The following is a 21245-nucleotide window of genomic DNA, read 5'->3' on the forward strand; positions in this document are numbered from 1 at the left end:
CTGTCAGGTCGCCTTCGGGCGGCCTTTTTTATGCGTGTCTGAAGAGATAAAGGAAACCGCCATTCCATGGCGAACAACATTCCTAAAGGCACCTTACTCAGAATTACCTGGCGGGCGACGGCTTTTCTGACCACCTTTCCGGCCGGCTTCCCTGGCTCTGTCAGGATTGTTTCTGAAATTGCCTCCGCTGGCTTTGCCTCCTGCACTGCCCGCTTCTTTGGCTCGATCCGGATCGTTAGCAAAATTACCAGCGCCGCCTCTGTACTTCTGTTGTGTCATAGAAAGAACTCCTATCAATGTTCCATTAGATAAAAGGACTAGCTAGTCACCCTTTAAGCGTAGCCCGGCGTTACGCTTAAGCAAGCGAATGCCGCAGCAAAAGATGCTTATTTTTCGCGAAGTTAATTAAAAAGCGGAGGGTGCCGCTGCGCGCAGCGGCATGAAAAAAAGCAAGGTGAGTCTGTCTGAAAACCCTAACGTATTCAGGCGAAAGGCGAGCGATTTTCCTCAGACGCCTGCGCGCGATCGCGCGAAAGACGCCAGAAATCGGAGCCGGAAGGGTGCTGATAAATGCGTAGCGAAAAGATCCCGGCGACGGCGTAGATATACTCGAAAATCGCCGACTGCGAATTTTCATAGTCGGCCCACAGCGTCGACGAGGTAAAGCAGTAGACCTCGATCGGCAGTCCGTCCGGCGAGGGTTTGAGCGCGCGCACCACGATATACATATCCTTGCGAATGTCGTCGCGCTGCGCCAGCCAGGCGGTCAGGTAGTGGCGGAACACGGTGAGATTGGTCATGCCGTTTTCAATAAACCAGCGATCGCCCACGGCGCTGATGTCGCGCCCGTCGAGCAGCACCGAAAGCGGTTCGCTGACGCCGCGCAGCTGGGTCATCGACTGCAGCATTTCCTGATTCACAAAGGTGACCGAATCGAGATCGAGATAAAAGCTGCGCATAATGCGCCGCGCGCCCGACGAAAACATCGCCTGCCAGTTGGTGTAGGTTTCCGTCAGGAAATTTTTGGTGGGAATGCGGGAGATGGTGTTATCCCAGTTGCGGATAGTAATGGTATGCAGGGCGATATCGGTGACTTCGCCGCTAAGATTTTTATCCGGCATCTCTATCCAGTCGCCGAGCTGCAGCACGTCGTTAGAAGAGACCTGAATATTGGCCACAAGCGACAGCAGCGTATGCTGAAAAACCAGCATTAATACCGCTGCCGCCGCACCCAGGCTGGAAATAATAATCACCGGCGATTTATTCGACATGATCGCCAGGATCATAATCGCCGATAAAATATGCACCAGAATTTTGCCGACCTGAATATAGCCTTTAATCGAATGATTTTTACGCTTCGATTTTTTCGAATAGGAGTTGTTGACGATCTCCAGCACTTCATTAAAAAAGAGCGATAAATAGACGAAGAACAGAATGCCGCACAGCGTTCTGATAGCGATTTGCAGATGCTCAGGCAGTTCGGGCATAAACTGCAGCAGATAATAGACGGTGATAACCGGAATAAAGTTGGAGAGCTTTTCCGATATCCTGACATCCTTATCCAGCGGCACGTCGCTTTTATGGGTGCTGAAAAAGACTTTGCGCACCACTTTGACCACGAAGAATTTGCAGACAAGATGCGCAACCATGCCGGCGAGGATCAGCATAATAATATTGAAGGTAGCGGAAAGCGCGACGTTCCCCTCAATAAAGCCCATTAGATCGTTAAAATAGTGCATTTTTACCACGTACTGAAAAAGGTAGAGCGAAAGTTAAGCATAAAACAGAGGCGGATGATAAGCGACGAATGCGTCGCTAAGGGGCAACGGCAAGAGGACAACGCCCAGACGGAGCCGGGCGAGGGGCGCCATGTCGACGGGTTAAGACTGAGGGAAAGCTAACTGTCTTATCCCGTCGCGCGGCGCGTCAGAGCAGAGAATCCGGATTGGCTTTAGCCGCTTTTTTCTCCTCTTCGACAGCCTGCACCGGATCGGCGGCGCTCAGCCAGCGATCGAATTTCTGGTAGGTCTCGATAAAGGATTTAAAGTAGACGGTAATGCCGGTGACATTCTCTTTACGCTCCATATAAGCCACCGCCAGTTTAAACGCATCCTGATTTTCAAATTTCACGGGCTTTACTCTCCTGAATTACGGGTTTATTCAGCGTAGCCTGGCGTCGAAACCCGCGCCTGTGCATCTGTCTGCTTTTTCCCGCAAGGCGCGGCGGATAGTGACGACGCATGACCCGCAGCGGCAGCATCATAACCCCACGCGCCTCGCTTTACATCAGGTTAAATCAGCAATCTTTCACCGACTGTCCGCCGTCGCGCAAATGCGTCGCGCAACGGCGGCGGCAGGGCCGGTCAGAAGTTGTACGTCACGCCGGCGTACCAGGCGCGACCGGGCTCGTTATAGGTCGACGCGCCCGCGTTCTCGCGATAGAGCCGCTTATCGAGCAGATTGCTGACGCCCGCGTTGGCGCGCAGGTTTTTCGTCAGGTCGTAATTAAGGTTAAGGCCCAGCACCGAGTAGGCGCCAACCTCACGCTGCGACAGATTGTTCACCTCCAGCCGCGATTCGGAAAACTCGCGCGGCTTCTGGCGGCCGTACATCGTCCAGTTGATATTGCCGGAAAGGTCGCGCGTCATCTGCCACTCAAGCTGCGAGTTGATGGTGTACTTGGGAATAATCGACAACGGATTGCCGGTCTCTTTATCTTCCGACTTCAGCATATAGGTGGCGTTGCTGCGCCACTCCAGCGTATCGGCGATCAGCGGCACCGTCAGGTTGCCTTCCAGCCCTTCGACCACCGCTTTGCCGCCATTTTCCCAGCGCAGAATGTTATAGCCGTTAGAGGCGATGCCTACACGCTCGCGGCCAGAGACGATCTTGTTTTTATAATCGTTGCGGAACCAGGTGATGCCCGCCACATAGCCTTGATGGGTGAACTCAATGCCCAGCTCTTTATTGACGCTCACTTCCGGCTCAAGATCGTCGCTGCCCAGCAGATAACAGCTGCCTGACGCGATATCTTTCGGACAGCCGTTGCCGCGCGTGGAGAGCAGATAGCCTTCGGTGGACTGATAGAGGTTCGGCGCTTTGAAGGCGCGAGCGATACCCGCCTTAAGCGTAAAGTAGTCTCCCAGACCCTGCGACAGGTTGAGACTCGGGCTCCAGTTGGCGCCGAAGCTGTTGTGATAGTCGAAGCGGATGCCGGGAATGATCTCGGTCGAGTCGGTCGCGGCGATATTATCCTCGAAGTAGAGCGAGCTGAGGGTCGCGCTGTTCTTGCTGCTGCGATCCGCCGCGTTGCCGCTGACGCCGCCGATATTGACGCCTGCCTGGTTGGCGGCCTGCATCGAGGCGGGATCGTTCAGCTTGTCATGGTTCCACTCCGCGCCCAGCGTTACCGTCTGATCGCGCAGCCAGTCGAGCGGGAAGTTAATCTCCGCGTTGCCGCGGTAGCTCTCCAGACGGCTGGTGGCGAATTTATCGCTGTTGATCATTCCTTCCACGCTACCGCCGGTGCCTTCCTGCAGGCGCGTGTTATTGGTTTTCTCGTAGTTGAACGTCAGCTTCGACAGGCCCCAGTCCCAGATGCCGTTGTGCGCCAGGCCGTAAGACTGGCGGTAAAGACGGTTGGTTTCGCTGCCGACCAGCGACTCAACCAGCCCGTTGGCGCTGTTATTGCCGTTGCTGTTTTGCGTGTCGCCGGCGTAGATATTGCCCTGACGGCTGTAGCCGTATGAGAAATCAAGGATCTGCTCTGGGGTTATCTTCCAGGAGAGCACGCCGTTGATATCTTTATTACGTACGCCTTCGCGACCCGCGGCATAGGAGCCGTTCTGCGCGGTATTAATGTCCCAGGCGTCGGCGTCGGTTTTATTGATGTTGCCATAGAGGCGCATCGTCAACGCGTCGCCCGCCAGCGGCCCGCTCAGGCTGAAGTTGGCGCGTTTGGTCGCACCCTCTTTGCTGTCTTCGGGCTGGTTGGTAAACAGAGAAAGGGAGCCGTGCCAGTCGTTGGTGGGCCGTTTAGTAATAATATTCACCACGCCGCCCGCCGCGCCGGAGCCGTAGCGCGCCGCCGCCGGGCCGCGGATCACCTCGATACGCTCCACCATTTCCGGCGGTACCCAGTTGCTGTCGCCGCGCGAATCGCGTTCGCCGCGCCAGCTGTAGCGCACCGCGTTGCGCGAGGAAACCGGCACGCCGTCAATCAGGATCAGGGTATTTTCCGGCCCCATGCCGCGAATATCGATCTGGCGGTTGTTGCCGCGGCTACCGCTGGCGCCGTTGCCGGTCAGATTGACGCCGGGCATTTTACGGATGATGTCGGAGAGGTCGTTCACCGGCGGGCTTTTTTCAATATCTTTGGCGGTAATGGTGGAGACGCCGGGCTGCTGCCTGAGGATCTGCTCGGCGGTGACCAGCATCGTCTCGTCGTCAGCCAGCTTTTCTGTCTCTTCCGCCGCGCCGACGCCGGTGGCGCTCAGCATGCCGACCATCAGCAGGGCGCAAGGGCGCTTTCTGAAATCTACCGTTACATTCACTTAAACTTTCTCCCTGATACGTTAATGAGTGTAAGTAAATGCGCATGATAGTGATAATGATTCTCATTGTATAGATAGCGTCAGCATATTTACATTGCTTCATGCCTATTCCGGCAATACTTAGCGTTTTTTCGCATTTGTTAAGCCTGCCTCTCCTCCTTGAGAATGAAGCCGTCTGGCCGTTTGGATACATATCCACTTTTCCCGCAAGGGGTTTTATTTGATCAGGAGAAAGATCCCCGTGAAACTCACGCAAGGCGTCACCTTTATCGCTCTCGCTCTGGCCGCGCAGGGCGCGATAGCCGCTGAAACCTCGGTGCCGACCGACAGTTCGCTGCATGTGCAGGCCGATCCCGCGCTGAAAAGCCTGGTGCCTGCCGCTATCCTGCAGCGCGGCTATATTGTCGCCGGGACTAACCCCAACACGCCGCCGACCACCTTCTATAAAGAAGACAACAAAACCCTGGCGGGGCGCGAAATCGACGTAATGAACGCCGTCGGCGAACGGCTTGGCGTCGCGGTGCAGTGGCGCGACACCGGCGGCTTCGACAATATCATTCCCGGCCTGAAAACCGGCCGCTACGATGTGGCGCTCTCCAATATCAACGCCACCCAGGCGCGCCTGAAGCAGGTCGATTTCGTCGGCTACTACAACGCCAGCCGCCTCGGCATTATCTCTCTGAAAAGCGCCAGTATCGCGCCGTTCACCACCTTCGACGCGGTCTGCGGCAAAGAGGTCGGCGCGGGGGCTGGCACCACGCAAATCACCCGTCTCGAAGAGGCGAGCAAAGCCTGCGAAAGCGCAGGCAAGCCGCCGATTAAAATCGCCGTTTTCCCGGATCGTCCGGCTGGCGTACAGGCGGTGGTCAGCGGACGCGTGCCGATGTTCTTCGGGCCTTACGAGGGGCTGACCTGGCAGGTGAAGCTGATCAAACCGCTGACCATGAGCGGCGAGATCAGCGTCAACGATGCGCCGGTTTCCGTGGCCTTCCCGAAGGATGCACCGCTGGAGCCTGCGGTGCAGGCGGCGCTCAATTCGCTGATCAAAGATGGCAGCTACCAGAAGATCCTCGATCGCTGGGAGATCGGCTTCGGCGCGGTGAAAGAGGCGAAACGTAATCAGGAGATCTTCCAGTGAACCCGGAACCGCATCGCGCTGAGGAGCTGCGCATCGTCGGCAAACGTTACTATGGCCGCTGGCTGAGCGCGCTGCTGGTGCTGCTGTGCGTAGTGGCAATGGCCCACTCGATGATCAATAACCCACGCTTCGAATGGGGCGTTATTGCCGACAACTTTACCGAAGCGTCGATTCTGCAGGGGGTTTTAATGACCCTGCAGCTGACGGCGATATCGGTGGTGCTGGGGTTCGCCTTCGGCACGGTGCTGGCGCTGATGCGGATCTCCTCGAATCCGGTACTGGTGGCGGTAAGCTGGGCCTATACCTGGTTCTTTCGCGGCGTGCCGATGCTGGTGCAGCTGTTTCTCTGGTACAACATCGCCGCGCTCTATCCCACTCTCTCTCTGTCGCTGCCGGGCGTCGGCGAGCTGTGGAGCGCCCAGTCCAACGCGCTGGTTAGCCCGTTCAGCGCCGCCGTTATCGCGCTGGTGATGCACCAGTCCGCCTACGCGGCGGAGATCGTGCGCGCCGGCATCCAGAGCGTCGGCAACGGGCAGCTTGAGGCGGCGCGCGCGCTCGGCTATCGCCCGGCGCAGATCTTCCGCTTCACCATTCTGCCGCAGGCGATGCGCGCCATTCTGCCGCCGGCAGGCAATGAGGTGATCGGCCAGCTAAAAACCACGGCGGTGGTGTCGGTGATCTCGCTGCAGGATGTGCTCTTTTCCGCGCAGATCATCTATCAGCGCACCTATGAGGTGATCCCGCTGCTGCTGGTAGCGACGCTCTGGTATCTGCTGATGACCTCGGTGCTGTCGGTCGGACAGTTCTATGTCGAACGCTATTTCTCGCGCGGCGTATCGCGCGGTCAGTCGAACACCCTGTGGCGCAGCCTGCTCAACGGCTTTACGCCGACGCGCAGCGAAAGGAGTATCACCCATGGCTGAGGCAATTGCCCTGCGTAACGTGACCAAACGCTTTTCCGGCGTCACCGTCCTTGATGAGGTCGATCTGGATATTCCGGCCGGTTCGGTGACGGTGATCCTCGGGCCGTCCGGCTCGGGCAAGTCGACGCTGCTGCGCTGCATTAATCACCTGGAAAAGCTGGATGGCGGCACCATCCGCATCGGCGGCGAGCTGGTGGGATACCGGCAAAAAGGACAGACGCTGCATGAGCTGAGCAGCGGCGAGGTGGCGCGCCAGCGCCGCGACATCGGCATGGTGTTTCAGCAGTTCAATCTCTTTCCTCATCGCACGGTGCTGCAAAACATCGCCGACGCGCCGATACGCGTGAAAAAGGCGCCGCGACAGCAGGCGCTGGAAAAAGCGCGCGCGCTGCTGCAGCAGGTTGGGCTGGCGGGCCGAGAAGAGGAGTGGCCGCAAAATTTGTCGGGTGGGCAGCAGCAGCGTGTCGCCATCGCCCGCGCGTTGGCGATGGATCCCGGCGTGCTGCTGTTTGACGAGCCGACTTCGGCGCTCGATCCCGAGCTGGTAGGCGAAGTGCTGCAGGTAATTAAGCAGCTGGCGCACTCCGGCATCACCATGGTGATCGTTACGCACGAAATCGGCTTCGCGCGCGAAATCGCCGATACCCTGGTGTTTATGGAGAGCGGCCGGATCGTTGCCGCCGGGCCGACGCAGCAGGTGCTTGACGATCCCAACAACGGACGCGTGCGCAACTTCATCGCAACGGTGCTCTGAGCGCCATTTCTCCGCAGGACGACCATGACCGACAGTATGCACAGCGCCCACTGGGGCGCATTTCGCGCGCGCCGCGACGGCGACAGCCTGACGATTACCCCTTTTAGCGCCGACCCCGATCCCAGCCCGCTGCTGGCGAATCTGCACAACGCGCTCGCGCATCCGGCGCGCGTGGCGCGCCCGATGATACGGCGCGGCTGGCTGGAGAACGGGCCGGGTCCCGACGCGCGTCGCGGTCTGGACAGCTACGTGGCGGTGAGCTGGGAAGAGGCTTACGCGCGGGTGGCGGAGGAACTGCGGCGCGTCGGAGAACGTTACGGCCCGGCCGGCATTTTCGGCGGATCTTACGGCTGGTCGAGCGCCGGACGCTTTCACCATGCGCAAAGTCAGGTGCACCGCTTTCTGAATACCGTGATGGGCGGCTATGTACGCTCGGTCAACAGCTACAGCTCCGGCGCGGCCTCGGTGCTGCTGCCGCATATCGTCGGCGATATGAATGAGATTGCGCGGCGCGGCGTGAGCTGGGAGACGATCGCTTCGCACAGCGAAGTGGTGCTGGCGTTCGGCGGGCTGGCGCTGAAAAATTCTCAGGTAGCGAGCGGCGGCCTTAGCGAGCACACCGAGCGCGGCTTTATGCAGCGCGCTGCCCGACGCGGCACGCGCTTTATTTCCGTCAGCCCGCTGAAAAGCGATCTGCCCGATGAAGCAGGGGACGAATGGCTGCCGCTGATCCCCGGTACCGACGCGGCCCTGATGCTGGCGCTGCTGCATGAGCTGACCACACAGGGTTTGACCGACGACGACTTTCTGGCGCGCTATACCCACGGCTGGCCGACGCTCAAAGCCTATCTGCTGGGCGAAGAGGATGGTATCGCGCGCGACGCCGACTGGGCCGCCGATCTCTGCGACCTGCCTGCGGCGCAGATTCGCGCGCTGGCGCATGCGCTGCACGGCAAGCGCGTACTGATCACCGTGGCGCACGCCCTGCAGCGCGCCCAGCATGGCGAGCAGCCGGTCTGGCTGGGACTGGCGCTGGCGGCCGCGCTGGGGCAGCCTGGCCTGCCCGGCGGCGGCTTTACCTATGCGCTCGGCGCGCTGGGGCACTACGGCAAACACCATAATCTGGCGAGCTTTCCGGCGCTGCCGCAGGGTAAAAACGGCATCGACCGCTTTATTCCGGTGGCGCGCATCGCCGATATGCTGCTGCATCCCGGCGAGAAATTTCACTATAACGGGCGCCATCTCACCTATCCCAATATCCGGCTGGCCTACTGGGCGGGCGGCAACCCGTTTCATCATCATCAGGATCTGGCGCGGCTACGTCACGCCTTTTGCCGTCTCGATACGCTGATCGTCCATGAGAGCGCCTGGACTGCCAGCGCGCGCCACGCGGATATCGTGCTGCCCGCCACCATGACGCTGGAGCGCGAAGATGTCGGCGGGGCGCCGACCGATCGCCATCTTATCGCCATGCAACCGGTGGCGGCCCCGTACGGCGAGGCGCGGGACGATTACCAGATATTCAGCGAGCTGGCGCGGCGACTGGGACGGGAGGCGGCGTTTACCGAAGGGCGCGACGCACGCGGCTGGCTTGAACATCTCTATGCGCAGCTGCAGGAAAAGCTGGCGGTGCATCAGGTAGGGCTGCCCGATTTCGCCGCCTTCTGGCAGGAAGGCGTGGTGACGCTGCCGCAGTTGCAGGATGGCGGCCGCATGATGAACGCGTTTCGCGCCGATCCAACGGCCCATCCGCTGCCGACGCCCACCGGGAAGATTCAGATCGCTTCCGACGCCATCGCCGGTTTCGGCTATGAAGATTGTCCCGGCCATCCGGTCTGGCGCGCGCCGCGCGAGCAGCCCTCCGCAAGCTATCCTTTCTGGCTGATCGCCAACCAGCCGGCGACGCGCCTGCACAGCCAGCTCGATTTCGGCGATTACAGCCGCAGCGGCAAGCGCAACGGGCGCGAGGTTTGCAGCCTGCATCCGCTGGACGCGCAGCGGCTGGGCATCGCCGATAACGACGTGATTGAGCTTTACAACGCGCGCGGGCACCTGCTGGCGAGCGCCGCGCTCACCGAGGCGATCAGGCCTGGCGTGGTGCGGCTGCCGACCGGCGCCTGGTACGACCCGGTCGATCCCGCCGCGGCGCGGCCGCTCTGCCGTCACGGCAACCCCAACGTGCTGACACAGGATATCGGCACCTCGGCGCTGGCGCAGGGCTGCACCGGCCAGATTGCCGTGGTGAACGTCAGAAAATATATCGGCGACGCGCCGCCGGTCGCCGCCTTTACGCCGCCGCAGGGCTAAGCGCCGGGCGCTACAGCGCGGCGATCAGCGTCTGCGCCAGGCGGCGCAAATCCTCATCATTGCGCAAGGCACTGCAGGCCAGCAGCGCGGGCTGCCCGTCCAGCGCCGCGCGCAGCTTGCCCGCGACGTCCACCGGCGTCGCCAGCGACTGCTGACGGGTGCGCCGCTGGCGCAGCAGCGAGCCGTCGTGGAGAAACAGCGTTACCTCATGGAAGCGCAGCCCGGGATTGATGGCGTCTGGTGGCGCATCCTGGTCGGGCTGGCGCGCTACCTTTGCCGCCAGCGCCATAATCTGCGGATTGACTTCGCCTTCGGCAAAGTCTGCCATGCGCAGGTCGCCGTAAATCAGCATGGCGGCGATGACATACTCCAGGCTAAAACGCGCCTCAATGCCGTTTTTCGGCTGGCGCACCGAGGCGGCGATATCACCGCCGGGCGGAAAAGCCACGGTTATGCGATCGATAGCGCTCAGCAGCTCTGCCGTCGAACCGCTCCAGCGCTGGCGGATCTCGCGCGTCGCCTCCGCCGCGCTGTGCGTGCCGGCGCAGGTGGCGAAGGGTTTGAACTCCAGACCTGGCGAGACGATGCGCCAGGGCGCGCCCCAGTTTTCCAGCAGCTTTTCAGGCTGCGCCTCACGCGCGCTGCCCAGCGAAATAAAGGCCTCAAGTACGCCCTCCGCCTGCCCGTCGAATCCCGCCAGCGCCAGCTGCGCGGCGCGCACCGCGCGTTCGGCGGCGAAACCGGCGTGCAGCGGCTTCACCGCCGAGCCGAACTGGGCGCGCAGGCCGCTTGCCTCGGTGGCGGCGATGCCGAGCAGCACCGCAGTCTGCCGCGCGTCCGCGCCGCTAAAGCGCGCCAGCGCGGCGGCGGCGGCCAGCGTGCCGAGCGACGCGGTATTGTGGTAGCCGAGCGTATAGTGGCTTTGCGTCATCGCCAGGCCGAGCCGGCCAGCCATCTCCACGCCGATGATACAGGCGTCCAGAAAGCGCGCTGCGTCAAACGCGTCATTCTCCGCCGCCCACGCCAGCAGCGCAGGCAGGATCACCACGCTGGGATGGCCGCGAAAGTCGGCGTGAAAATCGTCATAGTCGAGCGCGTGCGCGGCGTAGCCGAGCAGCAGCGCGCGCGACGCCGGGCCGCTATCGGCATAAATCGTTTTCAGCAGCGGCAAGCCGCTGTCCGGCGCCTGCTGGTTGAGTATCGGCCAGCTTACGGCGAGAAAATCCTGCACCCCTTCGCGTGCGCGCTGGCGCGCGTTGTCATCGGGCTGTGACAGGCGAATCGGCTGGCTGAGCTGCGCGGTCAGGCTCACGGCGTCGCCGCCAGATAACGGAAAAAACGCATCGACATCTCCGAAATAAAAAAGCAGAACCCAGAGGGTAGCAACAAAGGCGCTCCTGTCTATATCTGAAATATCGCTAAGCTAATGCGAATTTGTGAAGAAGCAAGACCGCATAAGGCGTTGCTTAAATTAGCGTTTGTCGTACTATGCCCTGCATACGCCACGCGCATGGGCAACCTTATTAACTCTCTGTTTACCCGACCTTTTTAGCGGGGGACAGACCCACAGCAGGATAAGCCGTGTTAGCCATCAAATCGCCGCAAGCCTATCTACAGCAGGCCGGGATCCGCGCGCGGGCCGGAGAACATATTCGTCCCATCGCTACCCATCTTCGCATTTTCACCTCACCGCGCGCCTGGCAGGCGGTGAATCCTGAGCTCACCCAAAGCCTCGAGAGTCAGGGTATCCGCTGGCAGCTGGAGCTGCTCGACGGCGAATGCACCGACGAGGCGATTAGCCAGCTTCAGGCGAATACGGCGCAGCAGGGCGCGGAGGCGATTCTGGCCGTCGGCGGCGGGCGCGTGCTGGACTGCGCCAAAGCGGCGGGCGACGGGCTGGATAAGGTTGCGGTGATTAACTTTGCCACGCTGGCCGCCACCTGCGCCGCCTGGTCGCCGGTGGCGATTGTCTATAATGCGCAGGGCGCGCATCTGCGCAGCCAGCCGCTGCGCAATATGCCGGCGCTGGTGCTGGTGGACAGCGAAATTATCGCCCGCAGCGATGTGCGCTACCTGAAAGCGGGCATCGTCGACGCGCTGGCCAAATGGTACGAGTTTCGGCCCTATCAGCGCCATAATCCCGACAGCCTGGCGCTCGACCTGAAGGTCATGGCGGCGCAGCGCGCGGTGGACGCTTATCGGCAGTGGGGCGACGAGGCGGTAGAAGCCAACCGGCAACGCCAGGTGACCTTTGCGCTGGAGCGCATCATCGACGCGAATATCGTGCTGGCTGGACTGGCCAACAGTATGCGCGATACTCTACCGACGCCCGGCTACGCCCACGCTATTCATAATCGCCTGACCGGACTGCCGGAGCTGCACCACTGGCTGCACGGCGAAAAAGTCGGCTACAGCCTGCTGGTTCAGTCTTTTATGGAGCAGGGCAACGGCGAACCGGACCCGGCGCTGGTGGCGCTGCTGCGGCGCTTCGACGCCCCGCTGAAGCTGCCCACGCTGGCAGGCGATCGCGCGGCGGCGCTGCATCGTCTGGCCGCTGAAGTGCGTTTTCCGGCGGCCAGCGCGGCGCGTCTGCCGTTTGAGGTGTCGCCAGCGGCGCTGGAACAGGCGCTTATCGCCACCGATCATTTTTCATAGCCGCCCAAAGACGGCGCTTACTGCAATCAGGGAAATAATATGGACAGTTCATCTGCAAAAAATCGTCTGCGTCTTGGTCTTTTCGTTCAGCCGGTAGGGCATCACGTGAGCGGCTGGCGCCTGACCGAAGAGCTGGGCGCGCCGACCGATATCGACTGGCTGATTCGCCTGGCGCAGAAAGCGGAAGCGGGACGTTTCGACCTCTTTTTCGTCGGCGACGCGCTGGCGACCAGCATGTATCGTCTGCCTTCTACCATGGCGCGCCTCGAGCCGCTGACCATGCTGTCGGCGGTGGCGGTTAATACCCGCCGTATCGGCCTGGCCGCCACCGCGTCGACCACCTTCAGCGATCCCTTTACCATGGCGCGCACCTTCTCGTCGCTCGACCATATCAGCCGCGGCCGCGCCGCCTGGAACGTGGTGACGTCGTTCTCCGCCGACGTGGCGAAAAACTTCAGCCGCGACGATATGCCTAACCACGCCGAGCGCTATGCGCGCGCGCGCGAATTTCTGCAGGTGACCAGTAAACTATGGGAAGGCTGGGAAGAGGGCGCGGTACAGCCGGATCCGGCATCGGGCCAGTATTTCGTTAACGACAAGATCAACCCGATTAACCACGTTGGCGAGCATTTCCAGGTGCAGGGCCCGCTGAATATCACCCGCTCTCCGCAGGGGCGTCCGGTGATTATCGAAGCGGGATCCTCCGCCGACGGGCAGCAGCTCGCCGCCGAAACCGCCGAAGTGGTCTTTACCGCCGCCGCCAGTCTGGAAGAGGCGCAGGCGTTTTATCAGTCGCAGAAGGCGCAGGTCGCAGCCGCGGGCCGCAACCCGGATCACGTGGTGATCATGCCGGGCGTGATGCCGATTGTCGGCCGCACGCGCGACGAGGCGAAAGCGCTGTGGAAAGAGCTGAACACGCTGGTGGATATCGACAACGGGCTGAAACAGCTTTCGCTGCGCTTTGGCATGGATCTCTCCAGCTATCCGCTGGACGGCCCGGTGCCGGAAGTACCGCTGGGCGAAGGCAACCAGAGCCGCGTGAAGCTAATGACCGATATGGCGAAGCGCGAGAACCTGACGCTGCGCGAGCTGGCGGCGATCGCAGCGGGCTCGCGCGGGCACCGGGTCATTGTCGGTACCGCAGAGGATATCGCCGACGACTTCCAGCTCTGGCTGGAGCAGGGCGGCGCGGACGGCTTTAATATTATGCCGGCCATTATGCCGGAGCAGCTGGATCTGTTTGTGGAGCTGGTGATCCCGGAGCTGCGCCGTCGCGGCCTGTTTCCGACCGACTATGCTTACGCTACGCTGCGTGAGAACCTCGGCCTGCCAAAGGTCTGACCTGGCCGCCGCGCAGAAAGCCGCAATGCAGAAATAAAAAAAGGCGCTGATATCAGCGCCTTTCTTATTAGATCAGGAACTCGTCGAGCGAGCCGCCTGCATCCAGCACTTTTTTGATCGGCGAAGGCGTGCGGCCCTGACCGGTCCAGAATTTGGTTTCGCCGGTTTCATCCGTGAACTTATATTTTGCCGGGCGCGGCGCGCGTTTCGCCTTGGGTTTGCTTTCGGTCTGAGCCAGCTCGGCCAGATCGGAAATATCGATGCCGTCTTTCATCAGCATCTCTTTATACAACGCCAGCTTCTCCGCTTTTTCTTTTTGCGCGGCTTGTTCAGCATTCACTTCTTCACGGCGTTCTGCGACAACGACAGAGAACTTTTCGAGCATTTCGTTTAACACGTCGAGCTCAATTTCTCGTGCCTGAACGCGCAGCGTACGAAGATTATTCAATGCTTTCAGCGCATCACTCATGGATATAACCCTTAACGAATCAAAATATGTAAAGCGCGCAGTTTACGGTAAAAAGTAGATAAAGGAAATAAGCTAAAGCACAGAGAGTATCATTAAATTGATAGCCAATTGCTACCTCACCCGGGTTAATGTATTAGCATAAAAATACAAGCACAAATATAACGCAGCAGGAAGGTGGGAAGGCGATGAATAGTTTACGCGCGGTTGCCGTTAAGGCGATCGGGCTGCGGCCTTACGTTTATTTTTAAACGTAACAGGCCTTATCTTGCTGATAACAGGCAGGTTAACGCATCTGCATCGCTATATCCTCCCGCTATTTTACAGGTAATCTGTACAATAGCGCCAAATGGATAAGCCAATACAAGTTATAAACCTATTAAAATAGCCACTCTTTGCATGGCGTTATCATTAACCTTTGCAATATTTACCTCTTGCAAGCGTTAGCGGCTATTTAGCGCAACGCGGCGGTAGTGACGTGCGGAACTATTTTCTCCGCTTAAAAAGCTCGCGTTGTTTCACTATTTCACAATCTGGAATAAATTTTCTTTGGTCGTAGAGGGTCCCTTATATTAATCAGTCGACAATCAGCGAATTAATAACATCTCTGCTCTTTCCGGCCATCGCGCCGGTTATGGACCTGGCGATAGATCCCCTGCATAGCGGGGCAAGCAGCGAAACGGCTTTATTTGGTCATCTCGCCTCAGGTTGCGGCCTGCGCGCCTAAAGTCTGCCTGGTCAGTCGCCGTCTGACTTTCCTGTAAATTCCAGTAGTTACGCCTTTCATACGCAGGTTTTTTTCATAAACCTCTTATTAATCAGGCTTTTTATGACGATTCCTTGCCGATGAACTTTTGCAGCATTTATTAACAATTGCTTGCAATGATAATGGCAATGCGTATATTTCTCATTTGCTTTATTACAGCATCACGTCAGGACAGCGTCCTGCGGCCGGACAGGCGAGTCGATCCGGCAACCAGTGGCAGCCATACCCAATAATGAAAAAAGAGGAAGAGTGATGTCTTTTGATGTTCAGCGCGTCAGGGAATACCACGCGGGCGATTGCGCCAGCGCCATGAAGCACCCTCTGCAACGCTCGCTGCTGGCCGCGCTGATCGCCGCCAGCGTCGCGCAGAGCGCTCACGCTGCCGATACAGCCGCCTCCAGCGAACAGACGCTTGTGGTCGACGCCAGCGCCAGCAGCACCGGTCAGCAGGACGCGCGCGATTACAGCGTGCCGATTACGCGCGCCGGCACCAAAATGGCGCTGACCGCGCGCGATATTCCGCAGTCGGTCACTGTCGTCAGCAAGCAGCGCATGGAAGATCAGCAGCTGCAGTCGCTGAATGACGTGCTGCACAACACCACGGCAATCACCGCCGTCAGCCCCGATATGGATCGCATTACTTATTATTCGCGCGGCTTTCCCATCGACAACTTTATGGTCGACGGCATTCCGACCACTTTCGCCTCGAACTGGAACCTGGGCGACGCTAAGTCCGATATGGCGCTCTACGAGCGGGTCGAAGTGGTGCGCGGCGCGACCGGCCTGATGACCGGGCCGGGCAACCCGTCGGCCGCCATCAATATGGTGCGCAAGCACGCCGACAGCAAAGAATTCACCGGCAGCGTCTCCGCCACCTACGGCAGCTGGGGCAAGCAGCGCTACGTCGCCGATCTCTCGACGCCGCTCAACAGCGACGGCAGCGTGCGCGGACGCCTGGTGGCGGGCTATGACGATAAAAACAGCTTTATCGAGCGCTACGGCGCGACCAAACAGTTCGTCTACGGCGTGGTCGACGCTGACCTGACCGATTCCACCACGCTTTCCGTCGGCTACGAGTTTTCTCAGGTCAATACCGACTCGACGATGTGGAGCGGCACGCCGCGCTGGTACACCGACGGCACGCAGATCCACAGCCGCCGCGGTTTCAACACCGCGCCGGAGTGGGCCTATAACGATCAAGAGAATAAAAAAGTTTTCGTTAACCTGAAGCAGGATTTCGATAACGGCTGGAACATCACGCTCAACGGCACCCACAATGAGATGTTCCTCGACAGCAAGCAGCTCTATCTCGACGGCTACTTCGATAAAACTACCGGCCTGGGCGTCTCGCAGTACGCAGACTATCCGGTAGTGGGCGGAACCGGCTACAACACCGGCAAGCGCAAGGTCGATGCGGTCGACGCTTTCGCCAGCGGCCCCTACGAACTGCTGGGTCGTCAGCATGAGCTGATGGTCGGCGTTAACTACAGTCGTCAGGACAATAAATATTACAGCTCCTGGGCCAACATCTCGGCGGACGAGTTGGGCAACTACAACGACTATAACGGCAACTTCCCGGAGACCGACTGGGGCCCGCGCGAGCTGACGGCGGACAGCACCACGGTTCGCCAGAAATCGGTTTACCTGGCGACGCGCATTTCGCTGGCCGATCCGCTGCATCTCATCCTGGGCGCGCGCTACACCAACTGGAATCGTCAGACGCTGGCCTCCGGCGAGGAGCTGGAGAAGAACAACACCACGCCGTACGGCGGGCTGATTTACGACTTCGCGGAGAACTGGTCCGCCTACGCCAGCTATACCTCGGTGTTCCAGCCGCAGGATTACCGCGACAGCAGCGGCGCCTTCCTGTCGCCGGTGATCGGGAAAAACTACGAGGTGGGCGTGAAGTCCGACTGGCTCAACAGCCGTCTGACCACCACGCTTTCCGTGTTCCGCACCGAGCTGGATAACGTCGGGGTAGATACCGGCCAGGTCATTCCGGGATCGCAGTCCACCGCCTACGCGGCGAAAGATGGCGTCGTCAGCCGCGGCGTCGAGTTCGAGTTGAACGGCGCATTGACCGACAACTGGCAGATGACCTTCGGCGGCACCACCTATCTGGCGCAGGATCGCGACGGCAACGCCTATAACTCGCAGCTGCCGCGCACCAGTTTTAACCTGTTCACCAGCTATCGCCTGCCGATGCTCGATCAGCTGACGCTGGGCGGCGGCGTGAACTGGCAGACGCACACCTGGCAGGATGTCGGCGCGCCGGAAGGCAACGGCACCTGGCACGCGAAGCAGGGCAGCTATGCGCTGGTGGATCTCTTCGCTCGTTATGAGGTGAATAAAAACCTGTCGCTGCAGGCCAACCTGAATAACCTGTTCGACAAAGAGTACGACACCTGGGTCGGCGCCTATAACGTCTATGGCGCGCCGCGTAACTTCTCGGTATCGGCGACCTATCGGTTCTGAGTGGACTTTCAGCGAGTAAAACCACGGCGGGGCAGCTCAGGCTGTACTCGCCGTTTTTTGCTTCAAAGAGATGATATCGCCAGGCTGGCTGAACAGAGAGGCGAATTAAGAGATGTTTTTGATATAGCCGCTCAAATAAACGACATTCTCGCCATAGCGAATATCGCCTTCAGGAGCAGCGACTTCAGTAAGCTCATCCAGTAAACAGGGCGTTATTGCCAACGCCTGCGCAACCGCTGCTTTGTCAACATTCATATTCTCATAAAGAAAGTTCAGAGCGCTGGGCAAAAACTCCGGCTTCTCGCTGACGATCAGACTATCTTCCTTTTCATCTATCGCTTCGCCTTTGCGTTTCAATGCGGTAAAAGCCGTTTTGTACTGTGCGTCTGTTAATAAACCGAGCTGACGCGCTCTGTACACGATCGCCGCTTTGCTGACCTTCCAGGTTAGCTTGAATTCGCTTAATCCTTTCCAGTTGATGCGTCCCCCTACCGGCGAAGGAAAAAAGCTGGCCATCGCCGCTCGAGGAAGCAAAAGCGCTGAAGCGAACCGGTTCGCCTGAGATTCTGTCGCACGATCGCCGGTCGTTATCCCGCTGTGTAGAATCAGATGCGCAATCTCATGCGCAATATCGAATCGCTGACGACAGGCTGATTTCTTCGCTCTGTTTCTGACAATAAATGGGCGTTCAAGCGGCACCGACAATGCGTCTACCTCATCGGAAAGGGAATCAAACGAGGTGACGAAAGCGCCGAGCTTCTCGGCCAGACGCGTCACGTTATCAATCGGCCCCAATCCCAGCCCCCAGTCGACACGGCATTTCTCAGCTGCTACCTCAATCTCTTCCGGGGTATGGGCGGTAATCTCCTGAAAACAGACGGGAGGCAGTTCCAGTTGCCGATCAAGGAGGGTTATCAAACGGCCGTAAAGCTCGGCCTTTGCCAGCGTTGAAAGCCGCGTTGACACGCGCGTGCCTTCCCGTTTACGAAAGTGCACTAACTCTTCGTTAACGCGTTGCGGCTCCTGAAGGCGAAAGAATTCAGGCGTCACCTTTAAAGCGACGGCTAATTCTTTTGCCAGTACGGAAGTAGGGACAGCAATGCCGGTTTCCAGCCGCTGTATGTACTGACGAGTCTTGCTTACTCGCTCAGCCACTTGCTCCAGCGACAGCTCGTGATACAGGCGAGCCAGTCGTAAATTAAAACCGTTAAACACGTTTCACCTGTTACTTATTATCTGATGGCCTTTGCTTATCGCGGGTCGGCGCCCGGATAGGATCCAGGACAATGGGAACGGATGCGGGCGGGGTATCGCCCATCGTATGCAGCGACGGCACGCGTCCTTCTCCAAAGGTCCATTTTGAAACAATTTCATCCAGCGCATTGGTGCCAATGAAGTGCACGCGCGCGCCTTCACCCTCAAATTCTGGCTTCTCAACCACAAAACGATGCAGCGTAGGCGTGGTCAGCTGAGGCTCAAAAAGCTGGTCCACTTCATTCCTGCGAAAAAACCGGGCTTTTTGGGATTGTCTGGATCGTCTGCAAAAAAGCGCACCGGAATGTTTTCAATATTGAACGTCACATCCATTCCCGGATGGGTCAGCTGCAGCCATTTATGCTTACCGCTCAGACATAGAGCGATAAGCATTTGTCGCTGTCGGCCAAACGTACAGGTTCCGCGAGTGTAGTTATCATCCAGAGGCGAAGAGAGCTGCTGCCAGGTCATATCGAGTACCTTAAGCAACTCTTCGGCAATAAGTGAAAGACGTTCTTCAGAAAGTTCAGGGTAAAAAAGCCAGGGGTAAGGGTGAGTTTGCATTTTAATATTCCTTCAAATTGCAATCCGAGGGATTTGTCAACCGGGATGTTGGTGCGCAAAGGCAGGTTTGTCAATCATTATTGGGATGCATGACGCATCAGGGGGTTATTTATAGCGCTGTAAATTAATGCCGACGCACGCTGCGTCATACGCCGCGACGCGCTCGCGGATGGTCGGCAGCAGCAACCGGCCGTAATCCGCCGCGTCGCGCAGCTGGTCGAAGCCGCGGAACAGGAAGGTGGTGACGCCGAGCTTGTAATATTCCAGCGCCGCCTCGGCCACCGTCTCCGGCGCGCCCACCAGCGAGGTGGAGTTGCCCGCCGCGCCGGAAAGGGCGGCGATGCCGGTCCACAGGCAGCTGTCATAGACCTTGCGCGCCGTCGCCAGCTGATATAGCCGCTGCGAGCCGGTATTGCTGTCGGGCTGGATCGCCTTGCCGCCGATCCTCGCCTGCGCCTGCGCGAGCAACCGATCGGCGCGGTGCCAGGCCTCTTCATCGGTCGCGCCCAGCACCGGACGCAGCGACAGGCTAAAGCGGATCTGATCCTCGCGGCCATATTTCTGCGCCGCCGAGCGCACCTGAGCGATACGCTCTTTCACCTGCTCCAGCGGCTCGCCCCACATCATATAGACGTCGGCATGGCGCGCCGCGATCTCCACCGCCGCATCCGAGGCGCCGGAAAAGTAGATCGGCACGCGCGGTTTCTGGTACGGCTTCACCTCGGTAAAGTTGTCCCGCACCTGATAGAAATCGCCCTCAAAGCTGAACGGCTGCGGCGACGCCCAGACCTGCTTCATAATCTCCAGGTATTCGCCGCTGCGCGCATAGCGGCTCTCTTTATCGAGAAAGTCGCCGTCGCGCTGCAGATCGCCGCTGTCGCCGCCGGTAATCACGTTGATCGCCGCGCGCCCCTGGCTGAGCTGGTCGAGGGTGGCGAACTGGCGCGCTGCGAAGGTCGGCGCCTGAAAGCCGGGCCGATGCGCCACCAGCAGGCCGAGCTTATCGGTGAGCGCCGCCACGTAGCTGGCGATAATCATCGAATCCGGCGCGCGGGTATTCACCGCCAGCAGCACTTTGTCAAAACCCGCATACGCCTGCGTCTGGGCAAAGGCTTTGATAAAGGGCAGATCCACCACCTGACCGTTGCCGGCGTCGGACTCGCTCGCTTCATGCGCGCCGACCAGACCAATAAATTCCAGCGTCATCATTCACTCCTGTCGGATAAAAGGGCCGCTTTGCCGGCGGCGGTGAAAATAACATCGTCCTGCGGCGTATGGATCCGGCCGCATAATACGTTGCGCAGGTGGCGTTCGAGCGGACTGGCGCGCGTCAGCGCGTGATTGCCGATATGCTCGACCATCAGCTGCACGCTGCGAATGGCGTTATCGATAGTGACCTGTTTCACTTTCGCCGCGTCAGCTGCGGCGATCTGGCCAGCCGACGCACTGTCGAGCAGCGTGCGGCTGGTAAACAGCAGGGTTTCGATGCGGCCCGTCAGCTCCTGAAAGCGCGGCAGGCTTGCCAGCGGCTGGCCCAGGTTGGCGGGAACGCGCTGCTGCAGAAAGCGGATGAATTCGCGCTGCGCCGCGCGCGCCACCGCGTCATAGAGCGTGCCCAGCAGCACCGCCATCCACAGGCTCTCTTCCTCGTTGAGCGCCGGACGCGGCGCGCTCCAGCGGCTGACGTTGACCGCATTCTCCAGCGGCACCCAGACCTCCTCCAGCACCACGCGGTGGCTGCAGGTGGCGCGCATGCCCAGATGATCCCACTCCTCTTCAATGCGGATGCCGGCCGCAGAAGCGGGCACCAGCCAGGCGCCGACCAGCGGATCCGCGTCGTCGCTGCGGCCCCAGACCAGAAACCAGCTCAGTCCGACGCTGCCGGTGGAGTAAATTTTTTCCCCGCTGATGCGCCAGCCGTCGGCGGCGCGTCGCGCGGTGGTGGCGGGCAGGCCGCCGCGTGCGGGCGTGCCCAGCTCCGGCTCGACGCGCAGCGCGTTAATTAGCGCGCCATCTTGCGCGATGCTCTGCGCCACCTGCCGGCGCACG

General features: G+C 59.7%; 18 protein-coding genes. 7 read left to right on the forward strand and 11 right to left on the reverse strand.

The window, feature by feature from the left end; translation table 11 throughout:
• Positions 1-93: 93 nt before the first annotated feature.
• From B3229_RS14755 to B3229_RS14770, 4 genes are all read right to left on the reverse strand, one after another.
• Positions 94-279, reverse strand: coding sequence for a general stress protein (locus B3229_RS14755; protein ID WP_071997410.1), 186 nt, complete (start codon positions 277-279; stop codon positions 94-96).
• 203 nt (positions 280-482) lie between these two features.
• Complete coding sequence (locus B3229_RS14760) at positions 483-1739, reverse strand: mechanosensitive ion channel family protein (protein ID WP_277268446.1); 1257 nt, start codon at positions 1737-1739, stop codon at positions 483-485.
• A 187-nt stretch (positions 1740-1926) separates the two neighbouring features.
• Positions 1927-2130, reverse strand: a complete 204-nt coding sequence (locus B3229_RS14765; protein ID WP_033748479.1) for a hypothetical protein — start codon at positions 2128-2130, stop codon at positions 1927-1929.
• Positions 2131-2363: 233 nt separating this feature from the next.
• Positions 2364-4508, reverse strand: a complete 2145-nt coding sequence (locus B3229_RS14770) for a TonB-dependent siderophore receptor (RefSeq protein WP_286871964.1) — start codon at positions 4506-4508, stop codon at positions 2364-2366.
• Between the two features lie 286 nt (positions 4509-4794).
• Here B3229_RS14770 and B3229_RS14775 point away from each other — a divergent pair, with 286 nt between their 5' ends.
• Genes B3229_RS14775 through B3229_RS14790 form a run of 4 tightly spaced genes read left to right on the forward strand, consistent with a single transcriptional unit; the run spans position 4795 to position 9675 of the window.
• Positions 4795-5691 carry an ABC transporter substrate-binding protein gene (locus B3229_RS14775; protein ID WP_286871924.1) on the forward strand — a complete coding sequence of 299 codons (897 nt, stop codon included), beginning with the start codon at positions 4795-4797 and terminating at the stop codon, positions 5689-5691.
• Complete coding sequence (locus B3229_RS14780) at positions 5688-6614, forward strand: amino acid ABC transporter permease (RefSeq protein WP_048784838.1); 927 nt, start codon at positions 5688-5690, stop codon at positions 6612-6614. The genes B3229_RS14775 and B3229_RS14780 overlap by 4 nt, the downstream gene beginning before the upstream one ends.
• A complete protein-coding gene (locus B3229_RS14785; RefSeq protein WP_048784839.1) occupies positions 6607-7368 on the forward strand; it encodes an amino acid ABC transporter ATP-binding protein in 762 nt (253 codons plus the stop codon). Before B3229_RS14780 ends, B3229_RS14785 begins: the two co-directional genes overlap by 8 nt.
• A 24-nt stretch (positions 7369-7392) precedes the next feature.
• Positions 7393-9675: a molybdopterin-dependent oxidoreductase gene (locus B3229_RS14790; RefSeq protein WP_286871930.1), complete on the forward strand. Its 2283-nt coding sequence runs from the start codon at positions 7393-7395 to the stop codon at positions 9673-9675.
• Positions 9676-9685: 10 nt separating this feature from the next.
• Here B3229_RS14790 and B3229_RS14795 read toward each other — a convergent pair whose 3' ends face one another.
• Positions 9686-10987 carry an MmgE/PrpD family protein gene (locus B3229_RS14795; protein ID WP_286871932.1) on the reverse strand — a complete coding sequence of 434 codons (1302 nt, stop codon included), beginning with the start codon at positions 10985-10987 and terminating at the stop codon, positions 9686-9688.
• A 269-nt stretch (positions 10988-11256) separates the two neighbouring features.
• On the opposite strand from B3229_RS14795, the gene B3229_RS14800 reads away from it, so the two are divergent.
• The gene (locus tag B3229_RS14800) at positions 11257-12330 is read left to right on the forward strand and encodes an iron-containing alcohol dehydrogenase family protein (RefSeq protein WP_286871935.1); all 1074 of its coding nucleotides are present in this window, start codon (positions 11257-11259) and stop codon (positions 12328-12330) included.
• A 39-nt stretch (positions 12331-12369) separates the two neighbouring features.
• Positions 12370-13671 (forward strand): LLM class flavin-dependent oxidoreductase, encoded by a 1302-nt coding sequence (locus tag B3229_RS14805; RefSeq protein ID WP_048784847.1) that lies wholly within the window; start codon positions 12370-12372, stop codon positions 13669-13671.
• Positions 13672-13738: 67 nt separating this feature from the next.
• Here the strand turns inward: B3229_RS14805 and B3229_RS14810 are convergent, their stop codons facing one another.
• Positions 13739-14140 carry an H-NS family nucleoid-associated regulatory protein gene (locus tag B3229_RS14810; RefSeq protein WP_048784849.1) on the reverse strand — a complete coding sequence of 134 codons (402 nt, stop codon included), beginning with the start codon at positions 14138-14140 and terminating at the stop codon, positions 13739-13741.
• Between the two features lie 1015 nt (positions 14141-15155).
• On the opposite strand from B3229_RS14810, the gene fhuE reads away from it, so the two are divergent.
• Positions 15156-17378: a ferric-rhodotorulic acid/ferric-coprogen receptor FhuE gene (gene fhuE / locus B3229_RS14815; protein WP_286871940.1), complete on the forward strand. Its 2223-nt coding sequence runs from the start codon at positions 15156-15158 to the stop codon at positions 17376-17378.
• A 105-nt stretch (positions 17379-17483) separates the two neighbouring features.
• Here fhuE and B3229_RS14820 read toward each other — a convergent pair whose 3' ends face one another.
• The 5 genes from B3229_RS14820 to B3229_RS14840 form a co-directional block, all read right to left on the reverse strand.
• Positions 17484-18593 (reverse strand): XRE family transcriptional regulator, encoded by a 1110-nt coding sequence (locus tag B3229_RS14820; protein ID WP_286871943.1) that lies wholly within the window; start codon positions 18591-18593, stop codon positions 17484-17486.
• Between the two features lie 10 nt (positions 18594-18603).
• On the reverse strand, positions 18604-18870 hold the full coding sequence (locus tag B3229_RS14825; RefSeq protein WP_286871946.1) for a hypothetical protein: 267 nt from the start codon (positions 18868-18870) through the stop codon (positions 18604-18606).
• Positions 18843-19196: a hypothetical protein gene (locus tag B3229_RS14830; RefSeq protein WP_286871948.1), complete on the reverse strand. Its 354-nt coding sequence runs from the start codon at positions 19194-19196 to the stop codon at positions 18843-18845. The genes B3229_RS14825 and B3229_RS14830 overlap by 28 nt, the downstream gene beginning before the upstream one ends.
• Positions 19197-19301: 105 nt before the next feature.
• Positions 19302-20405 carry an LLM class flavin-dependent oxidoreductase gene (locus tag B3229_RS14835; protein WP_286871951.1) on the reverse strand — a complete coding sequence of 368 codons (1104 nt, stop codon included), beginning with the start codon at positions 20403-20405 and terminating at the stop codon, positions 19302-19304.
• Positions 20402-21245 (reverse strand): acyl-CoA dehydrogenase (locus B3229_RS14840; RefSeq protein ID WP_349679586.1); only part of this gene is annotated, 844 nt, incomplete at its 5' end. The genes B3229_RS14840 and B3229_RS14835, both read right to left, overlap by 4 nt.

This window comes from Pantoea sp. UBA5035 (assembly GCF_002415245.1).
Taxonomy (GTDB): Bacteria; Pseudomonadota; Gammaproteobacteria; order Enterobacterales; family Enterobacteriaceae; genus Pantoea; species Pantoea septica.

Excerpts from the sequence above, each read along its gene's own strand:
- B3229_RS14830 (WP_286871948.1), bottom strand. The coding sequence starts at position 19,196 with ATGCAAACTCACCCTTACCCCTGGCTTTTTTACCCTGAACTTTCTGAA.
- B3229_RS14790 (WP_286871930.1), top strand. The coding sequence starts at position 7,393 with ATGACCGACAGTATGCACAGCGCCCACTGGGGCGCATTTCGCGCGCGC.
- B3229_RS14755 (WP_071997410.1), bottom strand. The coding sequence starts at position 279 with ATGACACAACAGAAGTACAGAGGCGGCGCTGGTAATTTTGCTAACGAT.
- fhuE (WP_286871940.1), top strand. The coding sequence starts at position 15,156 with ATGTCTTTTGATGTTCAGCGCGTCAGGGAATACCACGCGGGCGATTGC.
- B3229_RS14835 (WP_286871951.1), bottom strand. The coding sequence starts at position 20,405 with ATGATGACGCTGGAATTTATTGGTCTGGTCGGCGCGCATGAAGCGAGC.
- B3229_RS14770 (WP_286871964.1), bottom strand. The coding sequence starts at position 4,508 with ATGGTCGGCATGCTGAGCGCCACCGGCGTCGGCGCGGCGGAAGAGACA.
- B3229_RS14785 (WP_048784839.1), top strand. The coding sequence starts at position 6,607 with ATGGCTGAGGCAATTGCCCTGCGTAACGTGACCAAACGCTTTTCCGGC.
- B3229_RS14810 (WP_048784849.1), bottom strand. The coding sequence starts at position 14,140 with ATGAGTGATGCGCTGAAAGCATTGAATAATCTTCGTACGCTGCGCGTT.
- B3229_RS14805 (WP_048784847.1), top strand. The coding sequence starts at position 12,370 with ATGGACAGTTCATCTGCAAAAAATCGTCTGCGTCTTGGTCTTTTCGTT.
- B3229_RS14760 (WP_277268446.1), bottom strand. The coding sequence starts at position 1,739 with ATGCACTATTTTAACGATCTAATGGGCTTTATTGAGGGGAACGTCGCG.